Source organism: Microcoleus sp. N9_B4 (assembly GCF_036701635.1).
Classification (GTDB): domain Bacteria; phylum Cyanobacteriota; class Cyanobacteriia; order Cyanobacteriales; family Microcoleaceae; genus Microcoleus.
On the sequence record NZ_JAUBRC010000003.1, the window covers coordinates 142,417 to 154,611 of the forward strand.

Here is a 12,195-nt window from a genome sequence, read left to right on the forward strand (position 1 = left end):
ATGACTGCTAGGTAGTGAGCAATAACTTTGATAATTTCTCTTCTTTTAGAGCTGACTCAAGCACTGGATATGACTGTTTAGTTAATAAAACCACAATTTTAGAGTTGGAGCTTTTGCTGTTTTTTAACTCTACAAACTCATTTAACCCTTGAACCCCATATTCAATGATTTTTCTATTAGCACTATAATCATCGCGGTGCATATCTGGTTCCACAGGATGTATAATTCCCAAGGGTCTGTTAGACTCAACCGAAGCTTTCACCGTGAAACGTGAGCCTCCGTTAAGAGAACTTTGGATAAGAATCACACCTGCTCCAAGCCCTGCTTGAATGCGACAAGATTTCACAACTGAAAAAGTATCTTGCTTCTTCAAAGGAGGAATTTCAGAGACCACAAGTCCACCATTTGTCAAGATGCGTTCAATATTAATTTCCGACTGCTTGGGCAAAGATCGGAAAGAGGGTTTAGCTAATCCACTGCCTACCACTCCGATTACCTCTGCAAAGCAATTGTTGTCCCGATCTAGAATTGAAAAAGTGTCTATGCCATCAGCTAAACCATTACAGATGACCCAACCTTTTGATGAAAAATATTTACCAACTCGTTCGGCAATTATTTTGCCATTTTCATTTGGCTTCCTTGTCCCAATGAGAGTAACTACATCTTTATCTACTAAAGATAGGTTTCCCCTAAAAAAAAGTATCGGTGGAGGATCTTTTAAATCCAAAAGCTTCTTAGGATAGTTTGCATCTACAACAGAAGTGAAACCAATTTCATGAGATTCACATTCAGCAAGTATATCCTCAGCTTGAGAAATAGCTTTTTCGATTTCTAAAGCTGAATACTTTTTTTCCACCAATGCTAGAAGTTTAGTAAGGCTATCATGAGCATTTGCACTTGACCAATAATGGTAACTATTTTGTATAGTAACCAGACTTTTCTTGACAAATACAGCCCCCACTCCCTTGAGAAGAGAGAATGCGAGAATAATCAAGCTTAGTTCCGAATTTCGTTTCATACTATGTTCTCCGTGTATCCGCATCCATCGCCTTTATATTGAGGTGGAACGCAGGAGTAAAACTTCTGCCCAGTTTGCCTATTAATCTTTACTTGCAGTTGTTTAGTCTGACCATTGACTGAACATCTAGGACAGAGCTTACTGCTATTTACAGATGTTATCAGATGAAACAAAGCAATGAACAGAACATTCTTTGCTCCTCTAGCGCGTAGCTTCTCTGCCAGAGCATCTGCTGTAGCTCCAGTAGTATACTGATCATCAATTATTATGACATTTTTGCCATTGACATTCACTCCCTCCTGCAAGATCAGGTTACTACGAACGAACCTTCGCCGATCACCTGCTGAAGGTTGTCTGCGAGTTGAAGAATCTACCCCCTCATTCCACTCAAATATACTGAGGCAATTCCAGGAAGCTGTCCTCTGCCCAACAAGTTCAACAATGAGGTTAAACAATTCCCCCATTTTATTCGTTGGTTGCGTTGTCCGCTTGTCCGGGACATAGGTAAATATATCCCATAAAAAGGATCTTTCCTCTAGGATACGGTCTATATAAGTTATAACAGAATCACGGAGTGTAAATAATAACTCTCTGCTTCTATCAGCGCGATTGAACTCGAAGTATTTCTCCGTAGTATGGTATTTATCGCACTCACCCTGAGACTGCCTAGCCAAAATTCTGTGAGCAGTCAAGCTTCCATCTGGCGGAAAGTCATCACGACGCGGTTTCCTTGCTATGCAACTTACAACACCCCTGGAACCAGCTTCCAAGCACAGCAAATGCTGCAAAGGATTTCTCAGAATATTTAGTATCTGATGGTAATTCTCAGCGTAGTATGTAGAACCGCTCTTAATGTTCTTAATATAATCACCTATCCCGTCTCGAATCTCTAAGTTTGTTGTTTGATAGAATGAAGTTAACACTGTTGGTACTCGTAGTCCTCGACCGAGTTCGATATCTAACCAAGAATCACCTAGCACGTAACAATTGTTATCAGAAAGCTCTATGTTTTCCGAACGCAAAAAATTAATAGTCTTTAAAGTATTAGGTTTATCTGCAAGCGACAGTGCAGAAATATTCCCAAAATACTCTTTGACAATTGTATTGACATATTTGGGATGTGAATCAGAGACAATAATACACTGAAATCCCAGACCTGTTGCTTGGGAGATAAATTCTCTAGCACCATCAAAAATTTGAATCCGTGATAAATCTGCTTGCTCCTGCCCATCTTTCATGGGTTTCAATGCGATGTCTGCGGTATTTATTAAAGTTCCATCCAAATCTATTAACAAAAATTTACTATCTGTTAATACCCTGTTGTTCCTAGGAATTCTAATCATGGAATGCTAAAAGTTGCTTGTAGTATTATTGGTGAGTGTCTTACACTAAACCTATAAAAATCAACAAATACGGGACATAGGTAGTGTAAGTCTAAAAAAGGGTTTCAAGCCCCTTGTTAGACTTTATTTTAAACCCTAACTGCTGCCAATCCGAGCGACATAGCGAGTAATCAGTAAGGTGCTTCAGGCAAAAACCTGAAATACGCCAGAAAATCTTGATGTTTGACGTACCGTACACAGGCTTTAACCATTGTCAGCGATCGCGCGGATTCGTTGAGTCGCATAGTCTCTGTGACCATTGAGGTGGGCGATCGCCTCCCCGCGATTGTACAACGTACCAAATAGGTCGAAAATTCCAAAACCTTGATGTTTGATTTGATACGAAATCGGTTGCCCGGTCGTTACTAAACGCGCCCAATGCTCGCAATTCCAGCCTTGAACACCATAGTTCCATTGCTCGTGAAACGCCGGGACAGAAGCAATTAAATTGGTCAGAATTGCCGATCGATCGAGATAGGGAACTTTCAGGGCATCATGAAAATTATCCCCTAGCTTCTCGATAGCCAAGCGTCCTCGATCTGATGGACTGCCCGATCGCTCCGGCCCCCAACCGATCGCAGACGCATCCGATAGAGCAACGCTGTAATGCCAATGCAAAACGCTATCAAACCGTTGCACTAGGCGACCACATCGAATCGATCGCGGTTGCCAACGTTTAAGAATTTCTTCAATGAGCGCATCCTCGGTATTACTGATATTTTGTAACATTTGTAGTTTGTAATTAATAATTAGTAATCGATCGCTCGTGAGGAATAGGCAATTACTGCTGAGTAACAGCCATTACCCATTCCTCATGCTAAACCCTAGCTGCCGCCAATCCGGGCGACATCGCGAGCATTTTCTTCAAACGCAGCCGTCAGCGCATCATCACCGCTTAAACCCGATGCGATCGCCCTTTCAATAGCCTGCAACACCCGCTTATAATCCCTCGGCATCACCTTCACAAACACCGGCACCATCGAGTCCCAATTTGCCAAAACCTTCGATGCCTTCGCACTTCCAGTCAAATCAAAGTGAGTCTGAATTAACTGCCGCAAATCGCTAATTTCCTCAACATCCTCCAATTTTTCCAAATCCACCATCGACATATTGCAGCGAGTAGCAAAATCCCCCGCCTCATCCAAAATGTAAGCAACACCGCCACTCATTCCCGCTGCAAAATTGCGCCCGGTTTCGCCCAAAACTACAACTTTGCCACCAGTCATGTACTCGCAACCGTGATCGCCCACACCTTCAACTACTGCGTTAACGCCGGAGTTACGCACCCCAAAACGTTCGCCCGCTATCCCTCGGATGAAAACCTCGCCGGATGTCGCGCCGTAAAGCACTACGTTACCGACAATCACGTTTTCTTCCGCGACAAAGGTGGAAGCTGGCGACGGATATAGGATGATTTTGCCGCCGCTGAGCCCCTTGCCCAAATAGTCGTTAGCTTCGCCTTCGAGCTCCAGGGTGACTCCCTTGGGAACAAATGCGCCAAAGCTTTGTCCGGCGCTGCCTTGGAAGTGCAGGTGCACCGTGTCATCCGGCAAACCTTCCCAGTTGCGTTTGGTGATTTCGTTGCCGAGAATTGTGCCGACAACGCGGTTGACATTGGTAATCGGCAGTTTGGCGTGTACTTTTTCGCCATTTTCGATCGCACCTTTGCACAAATCCAGCAGTACACTCATATCCAGGGACTTTTCCAAACCGTGATCCTGCGCCATCTGACAATAGCGCCCGACATCCGCCCCAACCTCCGGCTGATAAAGGATTTTCGAGAAATCCAAACCCTTAGCCTTCCAGTGTTCCACAGCTTGCTGAGGTTCCAAAACATCAGTCCGCCCCACCATTTCATTCAGCGTGCGGAAGCCCAACTGCGCCATAATTTCCCGGACTTCCTGCGCGATGAAAGTCATAAAGTTTACCGTGTGATCGGGGTCGCCGGTAAAGTTTTTCCGCAGCAGCGGGTCTTGGGTCGCCACGCCCACCGGGCAAGTGTTCAGGTGGCAAACGCGCATCATAATGCAGCCCAATGTCACCAGCGGCGCGGTAGCAAAACCGAATTCCTCAGCGCCAAGCAGTGCAGCAATTACTACATCGCGACCGGTTTTCATTTGACCGTCAGTTTCCACGACAATCCGGCTGCGGAGATTGTTGAGTACCAAAGTTTGGTGAGTTTCCGCCAATCCCAATTCCCAAGGTAAACCGGCGTGTTTGATCGAAGTTTGCGGCGAAGCGCCGGTACCGCCGTCATAGCCGGAAATCAACACGACATCGGCGTGGGCCTTAGCAACACCCGCCGCGATCGTCCCGACTCCAACTTCCGACACCAGTTTGACGCTAATCCGCGCTTCCCGGTTGGAATTTTTCAAGTCGTGAATCAATTCGGCCAAATCTTCGATCGAATAAATGTCGTGGTGAGGAGGAGGTGAAATCAAACCCACACCCGGAGTCGAGTTCCGCACCTTGGCAATCCACGGGTATACTTTTTTACCGGGCAACTGTCCGCCTTCACCGGGTTTCGCGCCTTGCGCCATCTTGATTTGCAGTTCCCGCGCTTGGGAAAGGTACAAGCTGGTAACGCCGAAACGCCCGGAAGCAACTTGTTTGATCGCGCTGTTTTTCGAGTCGCCGCGATCGTTCGTCCAAGTGTAGCGATCGGGATCTTCGCCGCCTTCACCGGTGTTCGATTTGCCACCAATGCGGTTCATCGCTACTGCTAGCGATTCGTGGGCTTCCTTAGAAATCGAACCGTAACTCATCGCCCCAGTTTTAAAGCGTTTGAGAATAGACTCGATCGGCTCAACTTCCTCAAGGGGTATCGATTCCCGCTGTTTGAATTGCAACAAACCGCGCAAGGTAAAATGCTGCTGGTTTTGTTCGTTTACCAGCCCAGAATACTGTTTGAAAAGCGTATAACTGCCCTCGCGCACCGACTTTTGCAGCGCGTGAATTGTCTGCGGGCTAAACAAATGCGCCTCGCCTTCTTTCCGCCACTGATATTCGCCGCCGACATCGAGAGTATGTCCGCTGGCTGGGCGGTCTGGGAATGCGTGAGTATGGCGTAAAATTGCTTCTTGGGCGATGACTTCGAGGTCTACACCTTCAATCCGCGATGCTGTCCAAGCAAAGTATTTATCGACTACGGATTTGTTTAAGCCGATCGCCTCAAAAATCTGCGCGCCGCGATAACTTTGAATTGTGGAAATCCCAATTTTCGAGGCAACTTTCGTCACCCCTTTAGTGGCGGCTTTGATGTAGTTTTTGCAAGCTGTTTTGTACTCGACATTTAGCAGCAATCCTTCGCGGATCGAATCGGCGATCGTCTCAAAGGCCAAATACGGATTAATCGCGCCGCAACCATATCCAATAAGTGTCGCAAAGTGATGCACTTCGCGCGGTTCGCCGGATTCGAGAACGAGTCCCGCCCGCGTGCGCGTACCTTTGCGGATCAAGTGGTGGTGCAGGCCCGCAACTGCCAGCAGCGCCGGAATTGGGGCTTTGTCTGGACTGATACCCCGATCGCTCAAAATGAGGATATTCACCCCGGAGGCGATCGCGCTGTCTGCTGCTGCAAAAACCTCTTCTAAGGCTTGTTCTAGACCTTTTACGCCGCTTTTGGGGTCAAACAAAATCGGCAGTGTAATCGACCGGAAATTGCCCTCATTTACGTGTTTGAGCTTAGCTAATTCTTCATTGCTGAGAATTGGCGTTTTCAGTTCAATCAAATGACAGCTTTCGGGTTCCGGTTTGAGCAAATTGCGTTCAGCGCCGATCGTAGTTTCGGCAGAAGTTACAATTTCTTCGCGGATAGAATCAATTGGCGGATTGGTAACTTGAGCAAACAACTGCTGGAAGTATTCATAAAGCAGTTTTGGCCGATTGGAAAGCACCGCCAGCGGCGTATCCGCACCCATCGCGCCGACAGCTTCCACGCCATCTTTCGCCATCGGTGCTAACAGCAACCGCAGTTCTTCAAAGGTGTAGCCAAAGGCCATTTGCCGCTGCAATAATGTTTCCGGGTGGGATTCTGCTAATGCCGGCGCATCTTTGAGTTTGGCGATTTCGACCATGTGCTGGTCGATCCACTGGCGGTACGGGTGTTCTGTGGCGATTTTGGTTTTAATTTCCTCGTCAGAGACGATGCGGCCTTCCTCGGTATTTACTAGGAACATCCGCCCCGGTTGCAAGCGACCTTTTGATACAATTCGTTCTGGGGCGATCGGCAAAACTCCGGCTTCCGATGCCATAATTACCAAGTCATCTTTGGTAACGCAGTAGCGGGAAGGGCGCAAACCGTTGCGATCGAGCACTGCCCCGATCGATGTACCATCGGTAAATGCGATCGAAGCTGGGCCGTCCCAAGGTTCCATCAAGCAAGAATGGTATTCGTAGAAAGCTTTTTTCTCGTCACTCATGGACTCGTGGGCTGTCCAAGGTTCGGGAATCATCATCATTACGGCGTGCGGCAAAGAACGCCCGGCCAAATTCAGCAATTCCAAAGCATTATCAAAAATCGTCGAGTCGCTGCCTTCGATATTGATTAAATTGGGGATTTTCTTTAAGTCATCGCCGAATAGTTCCGACTCGAACAGCGATTGCCGCGCGTGCATCCAGTTAATGTTGCCGCGCATCGTGTTAATTTCGCCGTTGTGGGCGATGTAGCGGTAAGGGTGCGATCGTTCCCAACTCGGAAAAGTATTCGTGCTGAAGCGCGAGTGAACCAGGGCTAGAGCGCTTTCCATGTCGGGGTCGTGCAGTTCGGGATAGTAATCGCCGACTTGCACCGGCATTAACATACCCTTGTAGACGATCGTCCGGCACGAGAGAGTGGAATTATACCAGTAGGGGTCTGTGTTAGTCCTGCGGATGGCGTTGTGAGCCCGTTTGCGGATGACGTACAGTTTCCGCTCGAAAGCCGCCTCGTCAATACCGGCGGCCCGCCGGAGGAACACTTGCTGCATGAAGGGTTCGCTAGATTTGGCGGTGTCGCCGAGGGACGAGTTGTCGGTGGGAACATCGCGCCAGCCCAGCACTTCCTGGCCTTCTTCTGCGGCGATTTCCTCAAAAATGCGTTTGCCGTTTTCGCGTTCAGTTTGATTTGGCGACGAGTAAATCGCGCCAACGCCGTACTCGCCGGCTTCGGGAAGTTCGATGTTGAGGGCCGCCGTTACTTTCTTGAGAAACTTGTGGGGCACCTGCATCAAAATCCCCGCCCCGTCTCCGGTGTTGGGTTCGCAGCCACACGCGCCCCGGTGGTCGAGGTTCAGCAGGATTGTCAGTGCCTGCTCGACAATTTCGTGGGATTTGTTACCCTTCATGTGTACGATGAATCCGACTCCGCAAGCGTCGTGCTCGAACTGCGGATCGTACAGGCCTTGCTTTTGTGGCAGTCCGTTGTTGTTCATTTTGATGTGTCTCTCAAAGTGGTGAAAAGATGTTGATCTAGAGTAGAGCGTGGGATGGCGATCGATCTAGTATCATGTATTATATGTGGATCTACTCAATTAGGTAGAGTTACCAAAAAATCTAAGCTTATGCGATAGATCGTGAAAAAATAGTTAAACCTGAGATGTTGCACCATTGTCAGCAACAGGCAAGATGCCTGTTCCACAAAGAGTGAATTTTCTTGTGGAACAGGCATCTTGCCTGTTCATAAATAAGTGAAAAACAGCTTGTTGGCAACTAGACGATCAATTATATATTTTGAATTATTTAACCGCAGAGGTCGCAGAGAGCGCAGAGGGAGAGAAGAGAGATGAGTAATTCCGATACCAACTCACATCTTGCACCATTGTTAATCAGCTTTTCAAGGGCGGGCAAGATGCCCAGCCCACAAAATTTACTCTCTGTGGAACAGGCATCTTGCCTGTTATTGAGAAATGAGTTTATAGCATTGTTAATGCGACTGTATCCTCAGCGTCTGGGTGACATTCTCCACCAGCATTTTGCCTTCTCATCCGCGATGAACTTTTCAGAAAAATTGCAAAAAGTCGATCGACTCAAAGCCTGGTTAGATAGCTTTCGGCCACTTTCTCCCACCCTGGTTGCAGAATTGAAAAAACTCTATGACGTTCGGTTTACTTATCACTCCAATGCGATTGAGGGAAACACCTTGACGCAGCGCGAAACCGAATTAGTCCTCGAAACCGGCATTACTGTCGGTGGCAAAACTTTGCGCGAACACCTAGAAGTCATCGGACATCGAGATGCGATCGACTACATTGAAATGCTAACGCGATCGGACACCGCGATCGGTGAATGGGAGATTAAACAAATTCACAACTTAATTATAAGGGCGATCGCCCCGGAGGAAGCTGGACGATATCGGCAGTTAGATGTCAAAGCCGCCGGTACTGAATACCTCTATCCGCCTCATTATTTGCTTTCGGGTTTGATGCCGGAATTTATCCAATGGCTCAACAGTGATAAAATCAAATCGTTACATCCGTTAGAGTATGCAGCCGAAGCACATCTTCGCTTTGTTTCGATTCATCCATTTCGGGATGGTAACGGACGGACGGGACGGCTATTGATGAATCTCCTGCTGTTGCGGGCGGGATATCCCATTGTCATTATCTCTAACCAGGTGCGTGCTGACTACATCGATGCGATCGCAGAAGCACAGCAGCAGGGTTCTGGGATTCATCCGCTCCTCGATCTTATTGTAGATGCGGCGCGATACTCGCTGATCGAAACCTTGCAAATCCTAGCAACCGCCAGCGATAGCCAAAGTCAAGGGCTGCCTTTCTATCAAGAGATGCTAGAAGTTTTGCAGCAGCAGTCTCAAGAGCTGGATTAGGATTCACCTTTAATCAATATTCAAGAACCAGCGCCCTTTCTATGAAGATTTGATGTAGATTGGGGCGATCGATCTAAATAACAGGTGACAACAGCTATGTTGGTTTTGCTATGGTTGTTAAGGCAAGTCGATCGGGCTGAGCACAAATCTTGCAAAACTCTACAGTCGGCTAACCAGTCCCCGCAGGTGGGCTTCGGTTTTAACTATAGATTAGTTAATCTCAAAAAACAACGTTGTTTACCAAAGGATTCAGCAAGCAATCCTCAAGGAGTGAAAATCATGGTTCAGATTCAAGAAATTTCTCAAGTATCTACCCTGCACGCACCTGCCGCACCCAACGGAATAGCCGCTACAGAATTGCGGCCTTGGGGCTCATTTACGACTCTAGAAGAAGGCCCAGGATATAAAATTAAGCGGATCGAAGTTAAGCCCGGACACCGCCTCAGCCTGCAAATGCACCACCACCGCAGCGAACACTGGATCGTAGTTTGTGGTACTGCAAAAGTTACTTGCGGCGAAACAGAACAAGTTCTGTTTACAAATCAGTCTACCTACGTTCCTCAGTGCATTTCTCACCGCCTGGAAAATCCGGGAGTTATCCCCCTGGTTTTAATTGAGGTGCAGAATGGCGAATATCTCGGAGAAGATGATATTATCCGCTTTCAAGACGATTATGCCCGTACAGAAAAGGCTAAGTAACTCAAGTTGCTAAAAATATAGGGGTAAGGTGCGCGGCCCGGCGCACCCTACATTCTACGGGTAAGGTACACGCCTAGGCACATTCTACATTTTCAAAACTCAACATTACTTCCCAATTACCAATTACCAATTACCAATTACTCATAATGATTCATCTGAGCAAAACAGCAGCAACCGAAGTAACGCGCCTCAAGTCGAAGCATCCGAACCCCAATGCTTTATTTCGTCTGGGCGTGGAATCGAGCGGCTGCTCCGGTTTGTCTTATACAATGGCATTTGACGATGCGCCAGCCCCAGAAGACTCTGTATGCGAGTCGGAGGGAATTGAAGTTGCGATCGACCCCCAGCACTTAAAATATCTCAATGAGCTTACCTTGGATTATTCAGAAGACTTGATGGGCGGAGGTTTCCGATTTCACAATCCCAATGCCGCTCAAAGCTGTAGCTGCGGCAACTCCTTTTCTGCCAAGGAATAATCAATATGATGACACTCAAAGACTTAGAAAAAGTCCAAAAAACCTTCAAAGAAGCCGGTCAAGACTACCAAGTTGAACTAGAAAGCGGGAGGATTATCATTGTGGGCCCGTCAGATATTGTATCTAGCGAAATAGGTGTAATTTTCAGTTGGCTGCTCGCCAATTGGGTTTATCCCCGCCGTTTGGGTCGAGTTTTTGACTCCGCAGGCGGCTTTATTTTACCTGATGCTAACCTTACAGCACCTGATGTTTCTTTTGTCCGAGCCGCACGTCTCAGGCAAAGTCCCCGTTATTTCGGAGAATTAGTCCCAGACTTGGTAGTAGAAATTAAATCACAGAGCGATCGCATTAAACCCCTAGAAAAAAAGATTAATAATTTTATAGAACTCGGAGCGCAAGTAGGAATTTTGATCGATCCAGATGAAGAAACTGTAACAGTTTATCGTCAGGAAGGTGAACCGATTGTGCTGGGAAATGAAGATATTTTGACTGTCCCCGAACTTTTCCCTGGTTGGGAATTGCCAATTGCTGAACTGTGGCCGCCAATTTTTACTGAAGCAGAAACTCAAACTGAAGCCTAATAAAGTTTATGCAGGTTTTACATGGCCAGAAATGCGAAAAGCCTCTCTTCTCTTCCTCTGTGTCCTCTGCGCTCTCTGCGGTTAAATAATTCCTATGCAACCTAAACGATATGAGTGCAATGGAAAAGCTTTCAATCAAGCTGGCGTACCGAGAATAACCCACTGCATTAACTGCTGCCACTCGGGAGATTGAGCTAACAAATCTGCATCCAATTCATTTCCCGCATCCTGCGAAAACTCGGCGAAAGCTTCCGCCCAATTAATTACTGTTTCCACAGGCAAATAAGGCGTATAATTCCAAGAACGCTGCAAAAACTCTACCATCTCAACAGAATGACAGGTGCGGTACAAATACCAAGCAATCCAAACTAAGGTACTGTACTTGATGTGCTTTTCCAACAAACGTATTTTATCCGGCAACTCGGGGCGGGCAAAAAAATTGTCCATCACTGCGGCGAGGGATTTAGCCTGCGGTAAACCTTTGTACATGGCGCTTTGTTCGTGCTGGCGGTAGCAAACAGTTACTTGCTGCAACCACTCTGCTTCACATCCCATTAAGGCTAAACGCAGCACTAAATCTGTATCTTCCGCTGGGGGAAATCGAGGATCAAATCCGCCGGCGCGCTCTAACCACTGACGGCGAAATACCATCGCGCTGGGTAATACGGGTTTCCACCGCAGCCACATTTCTAAGTCTAATTTAGGGACATTTTGCCAGGGTTTGACATCTTTTAGCGGTTCGCCTATACTATTAACTAGACGCCAGCCGCTGTGAACGATTCCTAGATTTGGTTGCGCTGCAAATACAGCCATTTGTGCTGCTAATTTGTCGGGGAAAAAGTAGTCGTCAGCATCGAGAAAGGCGATAAATTCTCCTCGCGCTAGCTCGATGCCGTGATTTCTGGCAATCGAAACTCCTTGATTTTTTTGGTAAATGTAGCGAATTCGATCGCCATATTTCTCTAAAACTAATCTAGTGTCATCTTTGGAACCGTCGTCTACGACAATAATTTCCCAGTTAGCATAGGTTTGGTGCAGAACGCTATCTACGGCTTGGCCGACGTAATCCGCGCAGTTGTAAGCCGGAATTACTACGCTCACCTGCGGAGTGCGATCGATCGTAACATTACTCATAATTAATTATCTTAAATTCGATTGCGTCTTTATTTTACAATGAGCGTAGGGTGCGTCAGTTCCTGACGCACCCAGCAAGGGGTTATTGTGTTCATTAATT

At 47.0% G+C, this 12,195-nt stretch carries 9 protein-coding genes; 4 read left to right on the forward strand and 5 right to left on the reverse strand.

Going from position 1 to position 12,195, the window contains the following annotated elements:
* Nucleotides 1–7: 7 nt before the first annotated feature.
* The 4 genes from QUA43_RS02970 to gltB all read right to left on the reverse strand — a co-directional run bounded on the left by QUA43_RS02970 (nucleotide 8) and on the right by gltB (nucleotide 7,811).
* The gene (locus QUA43_RS02970; protein ID WP_333370877.1) at nucleotides 8–1,018 is read right to left on the reverse strand and encodes a DNA-processing protein DprA; all 1,011 of its coding nucleotides are present in this window, start codon (nucleotides 1,016–1,018) and stop codon (nucleotides 8–10) included.
* Nucleotides 1,015–2,361 (reverse strand): hypothetical protein, encoded by a 1,347-nt coding sequence (locus tag QUA43_RS02975; protein ID WP_333370878.1) that lies wholly within the window; start codon nucleotides 2,359–2,361, stop codon nucleotides 1,015–1,017. The genes QUA43_RS02970 and QUA43_RS02975 overlap by 4 nt, the downstream gene beginning before the upstream one ends.
* Before the next feature lie 243 nt (nucleotides 2,362–2,604).
* Complete coding sequence (locus QUA43_RS02980; RefSeq protein WP_333370880.1) at nucleotides 2,605–3,129, reverse strand: hypothetical protein; 525 nt, start codon at nucleotides 3,127–3,129, stop codon at nucleotides 2,605–2,607.
* 95 nt (nucleotides 3,130–3,224) lie between these two features.
* Nucleotides 3,225–7,811, reverse strand: a complete 4,587-nt coding sequence (gene gltB / locus QUA43_RS02985; RefSeq protein WP_333370881.1) for a glutamate synthase large subunit — start codon at nucleotides 7,809–7,811, stop codon at nucleotides 3,225–3,227.
* Between the two features lie 416 nt (nucleotides 7,812–8,227).
* Between gltB and QUA43_RS02990 the strand changes: the two genes are divergently transcribed.
* The 4 genes from QUA43_RS02990 to QUA43_RS03005 all read left to right on the forward strand — a co-directional run bounded on the left by QUA43_RS02990 (nucleotide 8,228) and on the right by QUA43_RS03005 (nucleotide 10,961).
* Entirely contained in the window at nucleotides 8,228–9,205 is a 978-nt protein-coding gene (locus tag QUA43_RS02990) for a Fic family protein (RefSeq protein WP_333370883.1), read from the forward strand.
* A gap of 279 nt (nucleotides 9,206–9,484) precedes the next feature.
* Entirely contained in the window at nucleotides 9,485–9,904 is a 420-nt protein-coding gene (locus QUA43_RS02995) for a phosphomannose isomerase type II C-terminal cupin domain (RefSeq protein ID WP_015175415.1), read from the forward strand.
* Nucleotides 9,905–10,050: 146 nt separating this feature from the next.
* Nucleotides 10,051–10,380 (forward strand): iron-sulfur cluster assembly accessory protein, encoded by a 330-nt coding sequence (locus tag QUA43_RS03000; RefSeq protein WP_333370886.1) that lies wholly within the window; start codon nucleotides 10,051–10,053, stop codon nucleotides 10,378–10,380.
* 8 nt (nucleotides 10,381–10,388) lie between these two features.
* Nucleotides 10,389–10,961, forward strand: coding sequence for a Uma2 family endonuclease (locus QUA43_RS03005; RefSeq protein ID WP_333371035.1), 573 nt, complete (start codon nucleotides 10,389–10,391; stop codon nucleotides 10,959–10,961).
* 135 nt (nucleotides 10,962–11,096) lie between these two features.
* On the opposite strand, the gene QUA43_RS03010 is transcribed toward QUA43_RS03005, so the two are convergent.
* Complete coding sequence (locus QUA43_RS03010) at nucleotides 11,097–12,095, reverse strand: glycosyltransferase (RefSeq protein ID WP_333370888.1); 999 nt, start codon at nucleotides 12,093–12,095, stop codon at nucleotides 11,097–11,099.
* Between the last annotated feature and the right edge of the window lie 100 nt (nucleotides 12,096–12,195).

Coding starts and splice junctions, on each gene's coding strand:
- QUA43_RS02980 (WP_333370880.1), bottom strand. CDS start 3,129: ATGTTACAAAATATCAGTAATACCGAGGATGCGCTCATTGAAGAAATT.
- QUA43_RS03005 (WP_333371035.1), top strand. CDS start 10,389: ATGACACTCAAAGACTTAGAAAAAGTCCAAAAAACCTTCAAAGAAGCC.
- QUA43_RS02975 (WP_333370878.1), bottom strand. CDS start 2,361: ATGATTAGAATTCCTAGGAACAACAGGGTATTAACAGATAGTAAATTT.
- QUA43_RS03000 (WP_333370886.1), top strand. CDS start 10,051: ATGATTCATCTGAGCAAAACAGCAGCAACCGAAGTAACGCGCCTCAAG.
- QUA43_RS02990 (WP_333370883.1), top strand. CDS start 8,228: ATGCCCAGCCCACAAAATTTACTCTCTGTGGAACAGGCATCTTGCCTG.
- QUA43_RS02970 (WP_333370877.1), bottom strand. CDS start 1,018: ATGAAACGAAATTCGGAACTAAGCTTGATTATTCTCGCATTCTCTCTT.
- QUA43_RS03010 (WP_333370888.1), bottom strand. CDS start 12,095: ATGAGTAATGTTACGATCGATCGCACTCCGCAGGTGAGCGTAGTAATT.
- QUA43_RS02995 (WP_015175415.1), top strand. CDS start 9,485: ATGGTTCAGATTCAAGAAATTTCTCAAGTATCTACCCTGCACGCACCT.
- gltB (WP_333370881.1), bottom strand. CDS start 7,811: ATGAACAACAACGGACTGCCACAAAAGCAAGGCCTGTACGATCCGCAG.